The organism is Sulfurospirillum arsenophilum NBRC 109478, assembly GCF_000813345.1.
Taxonomy (GTDB): domain Bacteria; phylum Campylobacterota; class Campylobacteria; order Campylobacterales; family Sulfurospirillaceae; genus Sulfurospirillum; species Sulfurospirillum arsenophilum.
Map to the genome: position 1 here is coordinate 574914 of NZ_BBQF01000001.1, position 19533 is coordinate 594446.

Annotated in this window: 21 protein-coding genes; 14 read left to right on the top strand and 7 right to left on the bottom strand. The window is 39.2% G+C overall.

The window, feature by feature from the left end:
• Positions 1-50: 50 nt before the first annotated feature.
• The 3 genes from fabD to SAR02S_RS02960 are packed head-to-tail and all read left to right on the top strand — an operon-like array spanning position 51 to position 2428.
• On the top strand, positions 51-974 hold the full coding sequence (fabD, locus tag SAR02S_RS02950) for an ACP S-malonyltransferase (protein WP_041956720.1): 924 nt from the start codon (positions 51-53) through the stop codon (positions 972-974).
• Positions 975-984: 10 nt separating this feature from the next.
• On the top strand, positions 985-1686 hold the full coding sequence (locus SAR02S_RS02955; protein ID WP_041956722.1) for a 5'-methylthioadenosine/adenosylhomocysteine nucleosidase: 702 nt from the start codon (positions 985-987) through the stop codon (positions 1684-1686).
• Positions 1673-2428: a PP-loop family protein gene (locus SAR02S_RS02960; protein ID WP_041956724.1), complete on the top strand. Its 756-nt coding sequence runs from the start codon at positions 1673-1675 to the stop codon at positions 2426-2428. The genes SAR02S_RS02955 and SAR02S_RS02960 overlap by 14 nt, the downstream gene beginning before the upstream one ends.
• A 90-nt stretch (positions 2429-2518) precedes the next feature.
• Here the strand turns inward: SAR02S_RS02960 and recO are convergent, their stop codons facing one another.
• Positions 2519-3136: a recombination protein RecO gene (gene recO, locus SAR02S_RS02965; protein ID WP_041956726.1), complete on the bottom strand. Its 618-nt coding sequence runs from the start codon at positions 3134-3136 to the stop codon at positions 2519-2521.
• Between the two features lie 239 nt (positions 3137-3375).
• Between recO and gltB the strand changes: the two genes are divergently transcribed.
• Genes gltB through SAR02S_RS03005 form a run of 8 tightly spaced genes read left to right on the top strand, consistent with a single transcriptional unit; the run spans position 3376 to position 13641 of the window.
• Positions 3376-7800, top strand: coding sequence for a glutamate synthase large subunit (gene gltB / locus SAR02S_RS02970; RefSeq protein ID WP_041956728.1), 4425 nt, complete (start codon positions 3376-3378; stop codon positions 7798-7800).
• Position 7801: 1 nt separating this feature from the next.
• The gene (locus SAR02S_RS02975) at positions 7802-9184 is read left to right on the top strand and encodes a glutamate synthase subunit beta (protein ID WP_041956729.1); all 1383 of its coding nucleotides are present in this window, start codon (positions 7802-7804) and stop codon (positions 9182-9184) included.
• A gap of 9 nt (positions 9185-9193) precedes the next feature.
• A complete protein-coding gene (locus tag SAR02S_RS02980; protein ID WP_041956731.1) occupies positions 9194-9919 on the top strand; it encodes an inositol monophosphatase family protein in 726 nt (241 codons plus the stop codon).
• A 22-nt stretch (positions 9920-9941) separates the two neighbouring features.
• Positions 9942-10820: an acetyl-CoA carboxylase, carboxyltransferase subunit beta gene (gene accD / locus SAR02S_RS02985; RefSeq protein ID WP_041956733.1), complete on the top strand. Its 879-nt coding sequence runs from the start codon at positions 9942-9944 to the stop codon at positions 10818-10820.
• Positions 10817-11272 carry a 23S rRNA (pseudouridine(1915)-N(3))-methyltransferase RlmH gene (locus tag SAR02S_RS02990; protein ID WP_041956735.1) on the top strand — a complete coding sequence of 152 codons (456 nt, stop codon included), beginning with the start codon at positions 10817-10819 and terminating at the stop codon, positions 11270-11272. Before accD ends, SAR02S_RS02990 begins: the two co-directional genes overlap by 4 nt.
• Positions 11273-11325: 53 nt before the next feature.
• On the top strand, positions 11326-11685 hold the full coding sequence (gene dksA, locus SAR02S_RS02995; protein WP_041956737.1) for an RNA polymerase-binding protein DksA: 360 nt from the start codon (positions 11326-11328) through the stop codon (positions 11683-11685).
• A 10-nt stretch (positions 11686-11695) separates the two neighbouring features.
• Positions 11696-12706 carry a hypothetical protein gene (locus SAR02S_RS03000; protein ID WP_041956739.1) on the top strand — a complete coding sequence of 337 codons (1011 nt, stop codon included), beginning with the start codon at positions 11696-11698 and terminating at the stop codon, positions 12704-12706.
• Positions 12703-13641, top strand: coding sequence for a tRNA dihydrouridine synthase (locus tag SAR02S_RS03005; RefSeq protein ID WP_041956741.1), 939 nt, complete (start codon positions 12703-12705; stop codon positions 13639-13641). The genes SAR02S_RS03000 and SAR02S_RS03005 overlap by 4 nt, the downstream gene beginning before the upstream one ends.
• Here SAR02S_RS03005 and SAR02S_RS03010 read toward each other — a convergent pair.
• From SAR02S_RS03010 to fliN, 4 genes are read right to left on the bottom strand one after another with little or no spacing between them, the layout of a single operon-like run.
• A complete protein-coding gene (locus tag SAR02S_RS03010) occupies positions 13635-13997 on the bottom strand; it encodes a hypothetical protein (protein WP_041956743.1) in 363 nt (120 codons plus the stop codon). The two genes, SAR02S_RS03005 and SAR02S_RS03010, sit on opposite strands and share 7 nt — an antisense overlap.
• Positions 13994-14923, bottom strand: a complete 930-nt coding sequence (locus SAR02S_RS03015; RefSeq protein WP_084218436.1) for an AEC family transporter — start codon at positions 14921-14923, stop codon at positions 13994-13996. The genes SAR02S_RS03010 and SAR02S_RS03015 overlap by 4 nt, the downstream gene beginning before the upstream one ends.
• A gap of 6 nt (positions 14924-14929) precedes the next feature.
• On the bottom strand, positions 14930-15799 hold the full coding sequence (locus SAR02S_RS03020; protein WP_041956745.1) for a hypothetical protein: 870 nt from the start codon (positions 15797-15799) through the stop codon (positions 14930-14932).
• Entirely contained in the window at positions 15796-16107 is a 312-nt protein-coding gene (gene fliN / locus SAR02S_RS03025; RefSeq protein WP_333803415.1) for a flagellar motor switch protein FliN, read from the bottom strand. The genes SAR02S_RS03020 and fliN overlap by 4 nt, the downstream gene beginning before the upstream one ends.
• A 170-nt stretch (positions 16108-16277) precedes the next feature.
• Between fliN and SAR02S_RS03030 the strand changes: the two genes are divergently transcribed.
• Both SAR02S_RS03030 and SAR02S_RS03035 read left to right on the top strand, forming a co-directional pair.
• A complete protein-coding gene (locus tag SAR02S_RS03030) occupies positions 16278-16703 on the top strand; it encodes an ArsC/Spx/MgsR family protein (RefSeq protein WP_198133065.1) in 426 nt (141 codons plus the stop codon).
• Positions 16688-16987, top strand: coding sequence for a hypothetical protein (locus tag SAR02S_RS03035; protein WP_041956751.1), 300 nt, complete (start codon positions 16688-16690; stop codon positions 16985-16987). Before SAR02S_RS03030 ends, SAR02S_RS03035 begins: the two co-directional genes overlap by 16 nt.
• Before the next feature lies 1 nt (position 16988).
• On the opposite strand, the gene SAR02S_RS03040 is transcribed toward SAR02S_RS03035, so the two are convergent.
• Together SAR02S_RS03040 and SAR02S_RS03045 are read right to left on the bottom strand one after the other, a co-directional pair.
• Positions 16989-17795, bottom strand: coding sequence for an alpha/beta fold hydrolase (locus SAR02S_RS03040; protein ID WP_041956753.1), 807 nt, complete (start codon positions 17793-17795; stop codon positions 16989-16991).
• Positions 17796-17863: 68 nt separating this feature from the next.
• Positions 17864-18790: an AEC family transporter gene (locus tag SAR02S_RS03045; RefSeq protein ID WP_052433507.1), complete on the bottom strand. Its 927-nt coding sequence runs from the start codon at positions 18788-18790 to the stop codon at positions 17864-17866.
• Positions 18791-19009: 219 nt separating this feature from the next.
• Here SAR02S_RS03045 and SAR02S_RS03050 point away from each other — a divergent pair, with 219 nt between their 5' ends.
• Positions 19010-19492 (top strand): HugZ family pyridoxamine 5'-phosphate oxidase, encoded by a 483-nt coding sequence (locus SAR02S_RS03050; protein WP_041956755.1) that lies wholly within the window; start codon positions 19010-19012, stop codon positions 19490-19492.
• The last annotated feature ends 41 nt before the right edge of the window (positions 19493-19533 follow it).

Sequence of the window (19533 nt, forward strand, 5' to 3'; positions counted from 1 at the left end):
ATGAGCGCATCGTGAAAAATGCTTACATGTAAAATACAAAAGGTTAATCAATGAACAATAGTATTTTTATATTTCCTGGACAAGGTAGCCAAAAAATTGGCATGGGAAAAGATTTTTATGATCACTCTTCTATTGCGAAAGAGATGATCGAAAAAGCAAGCCAAAGAGTAGGATTTGACTTTACAAATCTTTTATTTGAAGAGAATGATCGCCTTGATCAAACAGAATTTTCACAGCCTGCCATTTTATTGGTAAGCCTCATCGCATATCGTCTTTTTACAGAGCAGTGCAAAGTAGCACCTAGAGCGGTACTGGGTCATTCATTAGGCGAATTTTCTGCCCTTAGTGCAGCAGGTGCTATGGATTATTTAGATGCAGTTGAACTTGTACATCAACGTGGTCTTTTAATGAAGCAAGCGTGTGAAGGAATTAATGCAGGTATGATGGCGCTTCTTGGCTTGGATGATACAAGTGTTGAAGCGATTACATGTAAAGAGCGAGAGCTTGGTAAAAAAGTCTGGGCGGCGAATTACAATGGCGATGGACAGATTGTTATTGCTGGAAATAAAGATGATTTAGCATCTTTAGAACCACTTTTTAAAGATGCGGGTGCTAAAAAAGCGGTGCTTCTTCCAATGTCAGTCGCAAGCCACTGTCCACTTTTAAGCTCGGCTCAACCAAAACTTGAAGCCTACTTAGAAAAATGGCTCAAAGAGAGTTTTGCAATGCCTGTGATTTCAAACGTTACAGCAAGTGCGTATCAAAGTAAGGCAGAGGCAACTAAACTCTTGTCTGAGCAGTTGGTTTCACCTGTAAAATACAAACAATCCATTTTACATGTAGAATCTTCCGTAGACTGTTTTATTGAGTTTGGTGGATCTGTTCTCAAAGGTCTTAATAAACGAATTAGCCAAAAGCCAACGCATAGCATTACCGATATGAAAAGTTTAGAAGAAGTGCTTGCACTTCTGTAAAAGGAAAAATATGAAAATAGCAATTATGGGTGCAATGGTTGAAGAGATCACGCCACTTTTAGAGTTTTTCGGAAAATATGAAACAATTGAGCATGCAAAGAATCGTTACTATACAACATCGTATAAGGGAATGGATTTAGTCATTGCTTACAGCAAGATTGGTAAAGTCAATGCAAGCCTTACTGCTTCAACGCTCATTGAAAAATTTGGAGCGCAAAAGCTTCTGTTCTCAGGTGTTGCAGGTGCGCTCAATCCTTCACTTAAAGTAGGCGATCTGCTTGTTGCAACCAAACTCGCTCAACATGATTTAGATATCACAGCGTTTGGTCATCCACATGGTTATGTGCCAGAGGGTTCTGTTTATGTTGAAACAGACAAAGTACTCACGGCATTAGCTAAAAAAGTAGCATCTGCTCAAAAGATTCCATTGCTTGAGGGCATTATTGCCACAGGCGATCAGTTTATCTGCGATGGTGTTAAAAAAGAGTGGATTCACACGACATTTAATGCCGATGCCACTGAGATGGAGGGTGCTTCAGTCGCTGTTGTGTGTGACGCACTCAATGTTCCTTTTTGTGTGCTTCGCGCCATCAGTGATGCTGCTGATATGGACGCAGGATTTAGTTTTGATGAATTCTTAGTCAGTTCTGCAAAAGAGAGTGCTCAGTTTATTATTGCAATGTTGGACGAACTCAGTCATGATCGAAATTAGTAAACGCCTTTTACGCATCGCAGGACGAACCAATGCCCACTACAATCTCATAAACGAAGGCGACAAGATATTGCTAGGTCTTAGCGGGGGCAAAGACTCCCTAAGCCTTGCACATGTTTTAAAACACATGCAACGGGTTGCTCCATTTGATTTTGAATTTAAAGCGGTTACGATTGCGTATGGCATGGGTGAAGATCTTCAAACATTGCATAATCACTGTTTGGAACATGAAATTGATCACGAGATTGTGGATACGAAGATTTTTGATCTCGCGCAAGATAAAATTCGTGAAAATTCCTCTTTTTGTAGTTTCTTTTCGCGTATGAGGCGAGGGGCCCTTTACACCTATGCGCTTGAGCATGGTTATAGTAAACTTGCACTTGCTCATCACCTTGATGATGCTGTGGAGAGCTTTTTTATGAATTTTTCACACAATGGAGCACTTCGCTCAATGCCCCCCATCTACAAAGCACAAAATGGCTTACAGGTGATTCGTCCGCTTATTCATGTACGTGAGCGTCAACTACGCGATTGTGCAATGGATGCCAATATGCCAATTATTGGAGATGAGGCTTGTCCTGCAATGCGTTTTGACGTCAAAATGCCTGTTATGCGTGCTCGTACGAAAGAGATGCTTGTTAACATGGAAAAAGAGAACCCCGATCTTTTTATTTCACTCAAAAAAGCATTTGAGAATATTCAAACATCCAGCTTTAGCGATGCACGTTTTTTAGAGCAATAATATAACGGAATAGATCTGCTTCGAAAGAAGCAAGCTTCAGTGCATAGCGCAGCGTAGGCTGTTAGGTTTTGCCTAGCCATCGCGTAAAGGTTAAAACCCTTCCAATAAAATTTTCCATAGCACATCGATCTGTTCATCATCCAGTGCTATGGTACTTTGTTCTTCAAAAAGTTGTTTTACATGTAAAAGCTCAAACGTTTGATTCCATGCGCATGTTTTATGTGCGGGTAAAAAAGCTCGAATCAGTGTTAAATCCTCTAAAATTTCTTCTTCACAGTTAAAGCAGATAAAATCATCGTGTAATCTTCCCTCATAGGTTAAAAGCTTGATATACGCTTCAATAGCAATACGTTTAGGGTTTTGTTTTTGCCAGATGCTTGAGCACATTTCTAAAAGATCAAAATAGAAGCTATCAAGAGTGGCTATATCTTTAAGATGCGTGTAAAAGAGTCTGATGAATGGTTGCCAGATGAGCATACGCTCTCTATGGTTGTTCCAAGGCGTTCCAAGGTGCATGATGGAGCGAAGCTGTGGTATAGATGATTTAAGAGATGGAATCGCTTCAAAGTCGATTTTATAGCCTAAGTGGATCGTAGAATGGCGAGCACCATAAAATCTATAAACTGTTTTAATACTATTTTGCGTTAAAATGGTGACAATTAAATCTTCGTCTTTAACACGATTCAAATTGATGATGTATCCTTGCATAGGGAATTTTAGCATCTCTGTATTTTTTTATTCTTAAATTTTAAAATTAAGTAAACTAATTTATATTTTAAAATTTATTGACAATTAATTTAAATTACGATAAGAAAAGACTGCAAACCTCGAAAAACAGTGTTTAATTGAAAAATAAGCATTATTTATGTATTATCCCTCGCTTTTAGCTTAAAAATTTGTCAGATTTCGTCAGAATTTTGATGAAAATTCCACAAAAGGCTTGTGAAATGGATCTTATTACTGGATTTAAAGACAATTGCGGTTTTGGATTAATCGCAAACATTAAAAACATTCCAACCCATGAAAATGTTGAAGATGCTATCACGGCATTAGAGAGAATGATGCACAGAGGCGCTATTGCTGCAGATGGCAAAAGTGGCGATGGTAGTGGACTCCTTTTCTCCATGCCAGAAGACTTCATGAAAAAAGAAGCGCACAAATTAGGTGTGGATCTTCCAAAGCAATTTGCTGTTGCTATGATTTTCTTAAATACCGATGAACAAAAAAGAATTTTTGAAGAGACCTGTGAGCAAAACGATCTTAAAGTTCTTTTATACAGAGATGTTCCTGTTAAAACGAAAGCACTTGGGAAATTGGCTCTGGATTCTTTACCTCAAATCGTACAAGCTTTTGTAACGTCATCTTCTTTGGTTGCAACCAAACGTTTTGAAGCACTTTTATATCTTACTCGCAAAATGATTGAAAAAAGACTCTCAACTGAATCTGATTTTTATATTGCGTCTTTTTCAAGCAAGGTGATTTCGTATAAAGGTTTGGTGATGCCAACCTACATCAAAACCTTTTTCCCAGATTTGAGCGACAGTGATTTTAAAGCAACCTTTGCATTGTTTCACCAACGCTTTTCAACCAATACCTTACCAAAATGGAAATTGGCGCAACCGTTCCGTACATTAGCACACAATGGTGAAATTAACTCTATTTCAGCGAATCGTTTCTATACTCAAGTTAAAAGTGAATGTATCAAAAGTGGTATTTTTTCTGATGAAGAGCTTCAAAAACTCTATCCATTGACGACTAATGATGTCAGCGATAGTGCAAGTTTAGACAATATGTTTGAATTTATGCTGATTAATGGATTTGACTTTTTCAAAGCCGTTCGTTCACTTATCCCAGCTCCATGGCAAAATGCACCGCATATGGACTCAGAACTTAGAGCCTTTTATGAATTTTCAAGTATCAATTTTGAGCCATGGGATGGTCCAGCGGCTATCTCTTTAACCGATGGTCGCCATATTGCCTGTGTTTTGGATAGAAATGGGTTACGTCCTGCTAAATACATCATCACCAAAGATGATCGTATTATCATCTCATCTGAGTATGGTGTTTTAGACATTGAAGAAGATAACATCATTGAGCGTGGTCGTTTACAAAGTGGTCAAATGATCGGTCTTGATCTTAAATTTGGCAAGATCATGAAAAATGATGACATCAATGACTACCTTAAAAGCTCAAATACTTATACCGAATGGTTGAACAAAGGACTTGTTTATTTGCAAGAGTTTGTGGACATTCCTTTTTCCAAAACAACAGACTATGTGCGTGAAAACTTAGAACTTGAGCAACGTTACTTTAACATTACTCAAGAAGTGAAAAATATGGTCATTGAGCCGATGATGAAAGATGGTAAAGAGGGTGTTGGCTCTATGGGTGATGACACGCCTATGGCTGCGTTTAGTAAAGTACAACGCAATTTTAGCGACTATTTTAAACAAAAATTTGCACAAGTAACGAATCCTCCGATTGATCCGATTCGTGAAAAAGTGGTTATGAGTTTAAATACGAGCTTTGGCGAAATTCGCAATATTCTTGAAGAAAACCCAGGACATGCTGTACGTATTAAATCTATTTCACCGATTATGATGCAGGAGAAGTATGAAGTACTAGATTCGTTTGGTGATCCTAGTAAACCACGCTATAAAGATGAGTATAAAAATCGCTATTTTTCGACGCTCTTTGAAGATAACCTCAAAGGAAGCCTTGAAGATTTGGCATACGACATTGCTCAAGCGGTTAAAAATGATGGCATACGCATTATTTTCCTCGATGATCGTGGTATTACTGCAAAACTTAAACCAATGCCGATGATTATGGTCATTGGTCGAGTGAATCAAATATTGCTTGATGAGGGTGTTCGCTCACTCACTTCAATTGTTGCCATTTCGGGTGAAGCGATTGATACGCATTCGTGTGCATGTATGGTTGGATTTGGTGCCAGTGCTATTTATCCATACTTACTTTATGCAACCGTTTTAGACGAATGCAAAAAAAGCGAGATGGGCTCTTATGAGATCAAAACAAAACTTAAAAATGTCAATCATGCCCTTGGTCAAGGACTTTTAAAAGTTATGTCAAAAATGGGTATTGCAACGATTGCATCGTATCGCAATTCAGCACTCTTTGATGTTTTAGGTCTTGGTAAAGATGTCGTTCATGAGTGTTTTGATGGTGCTATTTCATTGATTCCAGGACTGGGTTATGAAGATGTTGAAGAGCGTTTAGGTCGTAATCATCATTTAGCCTATGAACTTAATATCACGAAAAAACTTTTTCCTCTTGAGATTGGTGGTTTTTACAAATACATTGATGGACAAGAGTACCATGATTATCATCCACATGCGATTCACGCGATCCATAAAGCAACGGTAACGGGAGATAAAAAAGATTTCCATGAGTTTACAAAGATGGTGAATCATCGTGGACTCAAGATGATCAGAGATTTCTTTGAGCTCAAATCCGATCGTGAGCCAATTGCATTAGAGAAAGTAGAATCTAAAGAAGCTATCTTTAAACGTTTTGCAACCGCAGCAATGAGTCTAGGTTCTATCTCTCCTGAAGCGCATGAGGCACTGGGTGAAGCCATGAATAAGATTGGTGGTATGAGTAACTCAGGTGAGGGTGGTGAATCACCAGAGCGTCTTAAAACCAATAAGAACTCACGCATTAAACAGATTGCATCGGGTCGTTTTGGTGTAACGCCTGAATACCTACGCAGTGCGACTGAGATACAGATCAAAGTAGCGCAAGGTGCAAAACCAGGTGAGGGTGGACAGCTTCCAGGTCATAAAGTTACACCACTGATTGCAAGTTTACGTTATACGATCCCAGGTGTTACACTGATTTCACCACCGCCTCATCACGATATTTACTCTATCGAGGATTTGGCTCAGCTCATTTTTGATATGAAACAGATTAACCCAGAGGCGATTATTACCGTTAAATTGGTTTCAACTGCAGGTGTTGGAACGATTGCAGCGGGTGTGGCTAAAGCGTATGCCGACAAGATCATCATCTCTGGTGGTGACGGTGGTACGGGTGCTGCACCTCTTACATCCATCAAATTTGCGGGAAATCCGTGGGAAATTGGTTTAAGTGAAGCACACAATGCCCTGAAAGCAAACCACTTAAGAGACAGTGTTCATCTTCAAACCGATGGTGGATTAAAAACGGGTCTGGATGTCATCAAAGCAGCCCTTTTGGGTGCCGAGAGTTACGCGTTTGGAACACTCTCTTTAACCATCATTGGGTGTAAAGTGCTTCGCGTTTGTCACTTAAATCGCTGTTCAGTGGGTGTGGCAACACAAGATGAGAAGCTGAGAGAGCATTTTGTAGGAACGGTGGATAAACTCATTAACTTCTTTACTCTCTTAGCGGAAGATGTGAGAGAAATTTTGGCGCACCTTGGTTACACGCATATGGAAGAGATTATTGGGCGAAGTGATCTTCTAAGCGTAATCGATGATGCGTTTGCGAAGAAGTTTGATTTTTCATCCGTCCTTATGCGACTAGAAGGTCCAGATACGCACAATGGTAAGTCAAATGATCCTTTTGATAAAAATGAGTTTGAAAAAGATATTTTAAAAGACATTTACAAAGTTATCGAAAATCCAGATGAAAAAATTGTCTTGCATAAAAATATTTGCAATACAAACCGAAGTTTTGGTACGCTCATTAGTGGTGAGATCGCAAAGTTCTATGGTAACAAGGGACTTAAGGATGATAGCATTGTCTTTAGACTCAATGGTGTTGCCGGACAATCGTTAGGTGCATTTTTAGCCAATGGTATCAACATTAACCTCAAAGGTACTGCGAATGACTATGTGGGTAAAGGAATGAATGGCGGTAAAATTGTCATTGCTCCAAAATACCAAGGCAGAGGTTATGCGTGTGCGGGAAATACATGTCTGTACGGTGCAACAGGTGGTAAGTTGTATGTCGCAGGTATTGTAGGAGAGCGTTTTTGTGTGAGAAACTCAGGTGCAACTTCTGTGGTTGAAGGAACAGGAGATCATGCATGTGAGTATATGACTGGCGGTGTTGTTGCAATTCTTGGAAATACAGGCGTTAACTTTGGCGCTGGTATGACGGGTGGTGTGGCATTTGTTTATGATGAGACACGTGATTTTATCGATAAACTCAACCAAGAGCTTGTCATTGCAGAACGCGTTGATACCGATGATATGGACGAAGCGCGTCACTTTTTGAAGAGACTTTTACGAACCCATATTAATGAGACAGCAAGTTTTAAAGCAACACAAATTTTAGAGAATTTCCGCCACGCGGTAAGAGATTTTTGGATGGTGCGACCTAAAGATATGACGAAGGTGCCACTCAATCCGGAGCAAGGAGACTAAGATGCAAAATTTTGTCAATGAAGAGAGATGTGAGCCTAGAAAACGCTCAACCGGTGATAGAGTTAAAGACTTTAAAGAGATATATGAAGTTTTGAGTAAAGAAGATGCATCTTTGCAAGCCGATCGCTGTATTCAATGTGGCGATCCTTTTTGCCATAGCAAATGTCCTTTGCACAACTACATTCCTTTTTGGTTAAAAGCGACCAGTGCGATGAAACGTGATCTTGCGTTTAATCTCTCGAATGAGACAAACCCCTATCCAGAGATTACAGGGCGGATTTGTCCACAAGATCGTCTTTGTGAGGGTGATTGTACGCTCAATGATGGACATGGTGCGATTACCATCGGTGCCATTGAGACCTTTATTTCCGAAGAGGGCTTTAAAAAAGGGTTGAAACCAAGTTTTCCAGGCATTACCACTAAGAAAAAAGTGGCAGTTATTGGTGCTGGCCCTGCTGGACTTGCCTGTGCGACCTATCTTTTAAGAGCAGGTATAGCGGTCAGTATGTACGACAAACAAAACAGAGCGGGTGGACTTTTAACGTATGGAATTCCTGGCTTTAAACTCGATAAAGACGTGGTTGCTCGTCGTGTTAGATGGCTTCAAGATGCGGGTATGGATTTGCATGCAAATACGCATGTGGGTAAAGAGATCAGTTTTGATGAGATTGCGCACAGCCATGACGCACTTTTCTTAGGCATTGGTGCGGAAAGTCCTCGTAAAGCCAACATTGCGAATGAAAATGCCAATGGCGTCTTTATGGCAATCGATTTTTTACGCTCAATTCAGAAAAAACTTTTCAATGAGAGCTACGATAAAAAATTTGAAGTCAAAGGCAAAAACGTTGTGGTCATCGGTGGTGGTGACACAGCAATGGACTGTTTAAGAACGTCTATTCGCGAAGGTGCTAAGAGTGTAACGTGTTTATACCGACGTGATAAATACAATATGCCAGGCTCCAAAAAAGAGTTTAAAAATGCGATTGAAGAGGGTGCGGAGTTTGTTTATAACGTTACTCCTAAAGAGATTTTGGTGAACTCAGAAGGACAAGCGATTGGGATTGATATGCACAAAACGATTTTGGGTGCTAAAGATGCAAACTGTCGTCAGTGTGTTGAGATCGTTAAAGGTGGCGATTTTAGAGTCGATGCCGATGTCATCATCTTCGCACTTGGCTTTACACCAGCTGTACCTACTTTCTTGGCCGAAAATGGCATAGAGGTTAATAAATCAGGTTGTATCGTCGTCAACCACGAATACCAAACAAGCAAATCAGGTGTTTATGCAGGAGGCGATTGTAAACGAGGTTCAGACCTTGTGGTAACCGCTGCTAAAGAGGGCAAAGAAGCCGCACTTAGCATCATAAAAAAATTGCTTGGATAATGGGCTGACGTGAGTTTTATAGAAGCCGCACTCAGGGCAAATCTTGAAGTATCGGATCTTTTACATGTAAAAGGGTTGAGTGCATCACAGCACCAATCCTTCGACATTGGAGCAGGAGGAGACCTTAGCTCTGGCATTGATCTTGAGGCTGAGCAAATTTTTATGAAACATCTTTTGCCTTTTGGCGAGATTATCTCCGAAGAGAGTGGGGTGATACAAAGCTCCAATACCTCTGCTCGCATTGTCCTTGACCCCATTGATGGCAGTGATAACCTCCTTTCACATCTTCCTTATTTTGGTACCTCCATTGCCTATTTTGAACACGATAAATGCACAAAAGCTATCATCACTAATTTAGCCAATGGTGATGTTTTTATAAAAGATGCAAACGGTTTACGCCAAGGAAAAATAGGAAAAAATACATTTAGTTTGGTTACATGTAATGCTTTTTCCAAGGTAGGAATCTTTGAGCGCTCTTACTGCTCAGTACGTGTTCATGATAAGCTTCAAAGTGCTTCTATTAAGTATCGCTCTCCGGGAGCATTTGCACTCTCCTTAGCCTATGCACACGATGTTTCGTTTGTGCTTTATGAGGGCGTTATGCGTACCTACGATGTTGAAGCAGGACTCTTTATGTGCGAGGATCTTTACACCTTGTATGAGGATGATATTTTCCTCGTAAGCAAAGATAAGGAAATTTTTGATAAAATAAAAAGTTTATTTATAAGCAATTAGCTTTAAAAGAGGATAAAAACCTATGCGATTTGCAGAAATTTTTTCTAAGATCCGAAAAACACAATCTACTCCAAATGAAGCTCCAAGCCACTGGGTTAAGTGCAGTGCGTGTCAATCTTTAATGTATTACAAAGAGATCGAACAACGTTTCAATGTCTGCCCTAAATGTGGTTTCCACATGCGGATTTCCGCAAAACAGCGCATTGAACAGCTCTGTGATGAGGGAAGTTTTGTTGAGTTTGATACCAACTTAATACCGATTGATCCCCTAAAATTTGTGGATAAAAAATCGTATAAAAAACGTATTGAAGAGGCACAAGAAAAAACAGGCAAAAACTCTTCAGTGGTCTGTGGTTCATGCACTATTGAGGGTGTGAATGCACAAATAGTCGTCTTTGACTTTGCCTTTATGGGTGGCAGTTTAGGCTCCGTTGAAGGTGAAAAAATTGTACGCGCAATCAATCGCGCTATGGCCAACAAAGAGGGTCTAATTATCGTAAGTGCTAGTGGTGGCGCTCGTATGCAAGAGAGTACATTCTCTTTACTTCAAATGTCTAAAACATCTGCATCGCTTGCCAAATTGGCTGAGGTTAAATTACCTTACATTTCGATTCTTACCGACCCAACAATGGGAGGGGTAAGTGCATCATTTGCCTTTTTGGGCGATATAATCATGGCAGAGCCTGGCGCACTTGTAGGATTTGCAGGTCAGAGGGTTATTAAGCAGACCATTGGAGCCGATTTACCAGAAGGGTTCCAAAAAGCGGAATTCTTGTTAGACCACGGTTTGATAGATATGATCGTAACACGTACTGACATGAAAAAGGTGGTGGCAGATTTGTTAAAGCTTTTAGGAGAGAATTGTAAAAATGATGCATTTGAGTTAAGACTCAAAGCATGAATATAAAGGTCTTTACGATCGAAAAAAGCAGCGATAAAGCACTGGATGCTATCGCTTCTGAATACACCAAAATGATCTCTCGCTTTGCAAAAGTTGAAGAGATCAAGATCTTTAATAAGCAGATTGCCTCAGCCCAAATGATAGGCGAGAAAGAGGCTAAAGCTTCCTACACGAAAGCATACGAACCTCATTTAAAAGGGTATAATGTAGCGTTAGACGTAGAGGGAGTAGAACTGAGTAGTGAGCAATTTAGCGCACTTTTTGACCAAGATGTGAATGTCAATTTTTTCATCGGTGGTGCTTTTGGGTTTGAAGAGGCTTTTTTAGGTCAAACTCAAAAGATTATAAGTTTAAGTAGATTAACATATGCGCACAAAATCGCGAAAGTGGTTTTATTTGAGCAGATTTATAGGGGATTGTGTATAAAAAACAACCATCCCTATCATAAATAGTTGATTATAATGCGGGTCAATTTCAGGTCAATTTTTTGTAAAGGAAACAAAGGATGAGAGAACACGAGCTAAAGCATTTCGAGGACATTCTTAAAGAGAGAAGAGTCCAAATCAAAAAAAATATCGAAGACTCAATGAGAGAAATCGAAGATCTTAAAGATACAGATGTCGGTGACGAGGCAGATCATGCTTCGGTCAGTACAGATCGTATGATTGAACAAGCCATTAGTGCACAGCAGATGAGAGAACTCAACGAGATAGAGTTTGCAATCAATAAAATCAGAAATGGCAGTTATGGCATTTGTGAAATGTGTGAAGAAGACATTGGTTTTCAACGTCTCAAAGTTAAGCCACATGCACGTTACTGCATTGTGTGCCGTGAGATCATTGAAAAATCAGCAAAAAATAAGTAGGTAGGACGCCATGGGAATCAAACGTTATTTTCTTGTAACACTAATTTATATGTTAGCCATTGGACTGTATGTTTATAGTTTTAATGGCGAGAGTTATACACTTGAATTGTTTGGTCTCTCATTGAGCCTTCCAATAGCATTTTGGATGGTTGTTCCTATATTGTTATTGGTCATTGCTTCTATCGGGCACTTGGTCTTTTATAATTTCAAAGATTTTTTATACAAAAGAGCCTTGAAAAAAGATATTGAACTTTTTCAAGAAGCTGCTAAAAATCGTATTTTAGGTGAAGAAGTCAATACCTCTTATAAAACGGATGGTTTTAAATTTGTGGGTAAAGTATTGCAGTGTATGCGTTTTGATGCTACATTGCCAACATCGTTTATTGAGGAAGAAGTTTCAAAAGCATGTGCCGTTGCGGTAAGTGTTGCGAATGGCAATTATGAAGATCTTAAAAAATATAAACTTGCTAAAACGAATCCTATGGTGATTCAAAACAGTATCAACCGTCTTAAAATCGAACCTCGCTTTGCATTAGAAGTCCTTAAAAACTGTAAAGAAATCGACAGTGAACTTTGCCGCAAAGCATACGATGCATTGATTGATTTTGCAAGTTTTAACGAAATTAAACGTTATGACTTCCCACAAGATAAACGTACTTTCCGTCGTATGATGGAGCGTTACTTGGATGCAGATGATAGTTTTGATATGGATATTAAATCGATTGAAGATATGCTAGAGCAGTTTAATGCTGATCGCGCAGATTATCTTGAATTGGCACGTGAAATTAAAATTAAATTGACTCCAGATGCGCTCATTGCACTGTTTGAAAAACTGTATAACTCAAAAGGTAATGTTGCAGCAGATGCGTACCTTTATGTATTGTATGATTTACAAATGATTGATAAAATTCGTGAGCTTATACTCAACTCTGATCCTGAAGACTTTGTGAAGTTTAAAACCATTATGTTCTTACGAGATCATGGAAAAAATATCGACATCGACAAATTTTTGCGCGTATGAATCACGAGATAGACTTTGAGCGAGGCATTCTAGCCCTCGCTCCCCTTGCAGGCTTTACCGATCTTCCTTTTCGTTCCGTTGTTAAGAAATTTGGTGCGGATGTCACTTTCTCTGAGATGATCAGTGCAAACGCTTTGCGTTACCGCTCTGAGAAAACCTTTAAGATGCTTACCAAATCCCCACTAGAAACGCCTTACATCGTTCAAATTGCAGGATCAGACCTAGACTCCATCAAAGAGGCTGTTTTGGTTCTCAATGACATTGAGGGCATTGATGGGATCGATCTTAACTGTGGTTGTCCTGTGCCAAAAATTATTTCACAAGAAGCTGGCTCATCACTCTTGCTCAACCTTCCTCATATGCAAAAGATCATTGAGACAATTAAAAAGCATTCTAATAAACGCTACACCAGCGCAAAAGTGCGTCTAGGCTTTACGACAAAGATTCCTGAGGAGATCGCCAAAGCGTGTGAAAGTGCAGGGGTTGATTTTATGAGTATGCATGGCCGAACGCGTGCAGGGGCTTATAAAGCGGAAGTCGATTACCATGCGATTGCAAGAGCGCGTGAGGCTGTAAGCATTCCTTTGATCGCTAATGGTGACATCACAAGCTATGAAAAAGCGTTACATGTAAAAGAGGTAACAGGCTGTAATAGCTTGATGATAGGACGAGGAGCTGTGGGTAATCCGTGGATTTTTTATCAGATCAAAAATGAGCTAGTACACGTTGAAAAAACAAAAATTTTAGAAATTGTTTTAGAACACTTCGATGCTATGGTAGATTTTTATGGAGAAAAAGGACACTCCATTTTTCGTAAACATCTACACACGTACTCAAAAGGTTTTCGTGAAGCGTCTGAGTTTCGAGATAAAATAAACCGTATCGAAGATGATGCACTGATGCGTGAAACGATTGCTACTTTTTTTGCTCAATAACCGTCGCTAAAGCCTTGCGCTTTGTGCTTCTCTTTTTTATAACTCCCTCGATACTTCTCTTTTTCTAGCAAATTAGCCTCTTTTAAGAGGCGTTTGTGTGTCTCTTCAATGTCTATTCCTTCTAGGTTCACAATGCTATTAGAAACTAAATTGGCATAATTTTGCAGTCCATTGGTATAGGTCGAATCGAGTCGTATAGGATCAACTTTTTGTAAGGTCTTAAGCCCTTTTTCGGCACGTTTCACAAATAAGCCAAAATCAAAATTTTCATTCTTAAGGGCACTGACACAACTTCCTAAAAAGCGCTCAAGTGCTCTGATGTATTTAACTCTTGCGTCTTTATCGTTTATGTTCATGGTAGACTCACGATATTAAGGTGGTGTAAAAGATTGCTGATAAGAATAAAGAAGGGTATAAAAATAAGGGATGTGAAAAAGACTAAGACAGTAACATCAAGTGGTTTACACTCATAGAGTGCCGCTAAATTCACATTGGTGACAGCAAGTGGGACAATGAGCTCAATGAAGACCAAGGTTGCAACCATAGGTTCCAAATCTAACAAGCCATAAAGGATAACACCTGCAATGAGTGGTGTCATACAAAATTTGATAAGGCTTACATGTAAAAGGAGTTTGTAGTTGATGCTACGAAGTTTGATATTGTAAAGATACATGCCAAATATGACAAGTTGAATAACCATTGTACAGTATGCGCCCATTTCCAAAGGCTTTTGCATTGCAGGATGGAGTTTAATATCAAAGATGTTCATCAAAAGTGCCAATGTTGCAAACCAGATCACAGGTAATTTTACAATGTTAAAGAGGGACTGTTTGATGCTAAAGTTGCCCCTAGAGTAGAAAAATACGCCAAGAGTATAAACGATGAAAACATTGGTAATGTTAATGAGGCTCATGTATAAGATTGATGCATCGCCAAAAAGAGCAATGCCTAAAGGAATACCAAGATTACCTGTATTGCCAATGATAACACAGATGGTGATGATAGATTTTTCTTTGATGTCCTCTTTAAAGAATACAAATGCAATTACTGAGCTTATAAGAACACAAATTAAAGAGATAGTTAAATACCAAAAAGGTGCTTGCAGAAGTGAGAAATCAATGGGTCTGCTAGAAAGGCCCCAAAAAGAGAGCATAGGTTGTAAAAAATAGATGGAGAGAAGGATCATCCCTTTTTCGTTCATCTCCTCTTTGAGCATCCTCTTTGCCATAAATCCAAGCAAAATAAAGGCGTAAATGGACAAGATGGAAATGGCGATGGTCATAAGGTCTTAACGCATCTCATCTATTGGAGTGTAATCAGCAGAAGCCTTGTTTTTATAGGTACTGAGTTTATTGTCTTGCAGTTTGAGATAGTCATCCAAACGTCTGCGATTGTCTTCAAAGACTTTTTCAAAATCGTTGTCATCTTTGACTTCACCGTTTTGAAATTTTTCCAAAAGAACATTGGAATTTCCTGTCATGACGAGGTATTTGATACTACCGTATTCAAAAAGAACGACGCTATTTTGGTTGTCAATCTGTTTTTTATGAAGCACATTGACTTCTTGAGAATTGCCGGTTTTTTGGTTAAAGAGCCATGATTTTCCACCGCCATTGGAAGCTGAAGAGGCTGGTCTGATGGTTTGGATACCTAAACGTTTTTTGATCCATAGCATCAAGGCAATGAGAAAAAGTAAAACAACAATGACAATGATGTAGCGTGTATCGATGAAATCAGCTGAAGATGTGGAAGCTGTTGGTACAGATGCTGTAGCTGCTTCTGAACTTTGTGTTGGTGCTTGCATAATGCTACTTCGTATGCGAAGTCCAAAACCATCGACTGTTTTAGAAGCAACGACACTTACTTTTTTATCGCTTTTGAGTACGACTTTTAGGGTGTTGTTTTTTTCTGGAATGATAGTCAGTTCTTGAATAATATTGGAATTAATACTCTTCTCAATCATCTTGTCGTAGCTAAGATCGTTAATGGTAAGCGTAATGGAATTTGCATCGCTTTTTTGAGAGATACCACCTTCGTGCGGGGCATCAAACGAGAGCATTACATCGACACGATCGCTTCTCTCATAGACATTGTAGGTTAATAGATTAGAAGCATTTACCCATGACCATAACACGAAGAGTGCAAAGAAAATTCTCATACGTTCTCTTTTTTAAAGTATTGGATGACCGTTTTGGAGTCTAAAATCTCGTTGATACGGATAGCAAGGTTTTTTTCATAGACCATGACTTCTCCTTTACCAAAGATTTTATTGTTGATGTAGAGTTCAACGCTCTCACCAGCAGGTTTTTCAAGGTCGATAACAGAGCCTTTCTCAAGCTTGAGAAGTTTTTGTATCGTGATATTGGTCGTGCCAAGTTCTGCCACAAAGTCAACACTAATGTCTAACAGATTTTCAAACCCTGAGAGAAGTTTGCGTGCGACATATTCTTGATCGACTGCGTCCAATGCCATTCCTTTAAAGATGAGTTAACCCATGTAAGCAAAAACTCTTCCAAACCTTGGTATATACGCCTTATTATAGTTTATTTTGTTTAAATTGTTTATTAAGCTAGATTTTAGTGCTATGATGTTTGGCATGACATTTGCATAGACCTAGGAAACGCAAAGGAGTGATGATGTTTAAATCGACACCAAAGCAGGTCATTTTCTACGAAAAAACGGGTTGCAGTGGCAATGCTCGGCAAAAAGAACTTCTGCGAAAACAGAGCATCAGCCTTGATGTCAGAAGTCTTTTAGATACCAAATGGACGAAAGCCACATTAGAAGCTTTTTTTGAAGGATTAACGCCAAAAGAGATGCTCAACCCTTTTGCCCCACAACTTAAAGAGGGCACATTTAAACTTGAAGATTACACCAAAGAGAGTCTCATCGAAAAAATGCTAGAACTACCCATTTTGATTCGTCGCCCACTTTTGCAAATAGGTGAAGTAAAGCTCTGTGGTTTCGACATCGCCAAGCTCAATTCTCTTTTACATGTAAAGATGCCAACCCCTGAAAATATCAACGCCTGTTTAAGTAGTGATGCATGCAACAATGCCTAGAGTATATTTGCAGGGAATTTGAAAAGGTCAAGGACTATCTGCACCATCCAAGTCCTGCCAAAGAGCTCATTATCAACAATCTTTTTGAAAATTTTATGCACTGTTTTTTAGAGTATCCGTTTGAAAAAAAGCGCTATCCGCACGAGTTTTTAGACGTTGCAAACCTTTACAATGCAGGCGATGTTGTCGTTCTTAAACGTTTTTCTGACATTGGTATGCGCTATCTTTTGCTCAGTGATTTTTACGACTACGTGAAACTCACTCATCTGTACCAAAAAGTTTAGTTTATTTTGTATTGACGATTCTATCTATCCACGCGACAATTTCATCGGTTGATGCTGATGGTGCTCCAATATGGTCGGTATTGGGTTCATAAAGTTTCGTATAGGGATGTTTTGGAAGCTCAGAGAACATACTCTGTTTGACTTTCAATAAGCCCGGATAATCATGTTGTGGTACAATAAATAAAACGGGGTTTTTAGGATTTAGTTTTTTGATCGCTTTTTCTTGATTCATCATACCTTCTGGGTCGAACCAACCAAGATAGATGCGAGGAGTTGTGACAATGGGATAGGTTCCTTTTGCATTTTCAAAATCAAACAAAGTTGTTTTTTCATCACCCTTACCTTTTTCAATGAGTGAGCGGGCTTCTTCTACATAATTCCCAAGTTTCTCTCTAAAGGTAGCATTACCAACATTTCCACCCGGTGCAATGGCAATAATGCCATCAGCTACAAGATAACCTCCCACACACAAAGCAAACAAGCCTCCTTGGCTATGCCCTGCGACAAAAAGTTTTTCTGCACCCTTGCTTCGCAGATCCTCAAGTGCTTTTTCGACTTCTTTCAATGCCATCGTAGCATCAACATCATAATCACGCTTTTTTGACCATGGCATTTCAAGATTGGCAATAAGATAGCCTTTTTCTTGAAGTAAACCAGCCATTTGCGCAACAAACTTTGTTGGAGATCCTCCTTTCCCATGCATGACCACGACGCCTATTTTAGATGACGGTATCTCTTGTGCTAGAAGTGAGGACATAGCTATGCTAACAATGAAAACGATGAGGTATTTTTTAAATAGAGAATTCATTGAGGTCTCCTTGAGGATAATATGAATTTAGTGTATATGTCATTATCTTAAAATCTGTTTTAAAAAGTTTAACCCATTTGGGCAATGCCAAAATAGGAAAGCAGGTAACTGATTATCAGTAAAAAAGGGATAAAAAGAATTGATGTAAAGAATATAAGGCTAGCGACATCCACGGGCTTGCAGTCATAAAGTGCGGCGATGTTCACGTTGGTAACGGCAAGTGGAACGATAAGCTCTAAGAAAATCACCGAAGCAACAAATGGCTCTAATGGAAGCACAAAAAAGAGCAACCACACCGTAATGATGGGCATTATGAAAAACTTCATAAAGTTTACATGTAAAAGCAGTTTGAAGTTGAGTTCACCCAGTTTCATGTTGTAAAGGTACATGCCAAAGATGATGAGTTGAAGCACGACGGTACAGTAGGCGCCCATTTCCAACGACTTAAAAAGTATGGGGTGAATCACTATGCCCATAAAATTAAGTGTCATCGCAAGCGCTGCAAACCAAATGACAGGCAGTTTAAAAATGTTCAAAAACGCCTGCTTCATGCTCGACGTGCCTGCGGAGTAGAAGAAAACACCTAGTGTGTAAGTCATAAGGGTGTTGGCAACACTTATCATGCTGGTATAGATGATGGACGCTTCCCCAAAGATAGCGATGCCAAGAGGTATGCCCAAATTTCCGGTGTTGTTAATTGCCGCAGATATGGTCATGATGGAGCGCTCTTTGAGATCTTCAAAAAACATTCTCGCAAAAATAAACCCCACAGCAATAGTCAAAAGTGAAAAAAGCACATAGTAAAAGGGCACTTGCAGTAGTTCTAAACTCATAGGTTTGGTGGAAAGTCCCCAAAAAGAGAAGATGGGGTGCAGAAAATAGACCGAGAGAATGACCATACCGCGTTCTGCTAACTCTTCTTGGAAGATTTTTTTGGCGATGTAGCCTAGTAAAATGAAGACATAAATGGCAAGAATTGAGAGTGCTATGTTCATAGTCAAGCTTTACATGTAAAGATTTTTAAAAGGTATTGTAACGCAAATTGAAGCAAACGGTTTAATTTTTAGGACACTTTTGCCCTTTAGTCGTAGCATGGTAGAATGAACGCAAAAGCGCTAAAAGCACGTGGCTTTCTGCCGAAGAAAACATAGCGTTAGCGTAGTGTTTGAAGCTTTACTTCAAATGCGTATAAAAACATAAAAGAAAGAGTCATGATGAAAGATTTTATAGCAAACATTCAAACCGCCATTATCGGAACACTGGATAAAAATAACCACCCTTTTAGTTCTTACGCACCTTACATTTACGATGCAAACCGTTTTTACGTTTACATCTCCGATATTGCAACACACGCCAAAAATATTCAAGTTAACCCCAAAGCTTCCCTCTTTTTCGTGGAAGATGAAAGTAAAACGGAAAATTTATTTGCGCGAAAACGTGTCAGTTTGCAATGCGATAGCCAAAAAATAGCACGAGTGGATGAGCGTTTTGAATCGGTACTAGCCTTATTTGCAAAAAAGTTTGATGCTAAAATGGTTGCAACGTTGAAAAAGATGACCGACTTTAACCTGTACGAGTTTAAAGTCAATTACGGTGAAGCAACCTTCGGGTTTGGCAAGGCATATTTTATCGGTGGGAAAAATATGGACGAGCTTGTAGATCGAACAGGCGATAATCCGCATCATGGAGTGAAGTGAAACGTTTTACATGTAAAAGAAAAAGTTAAAAATTTAGTCCT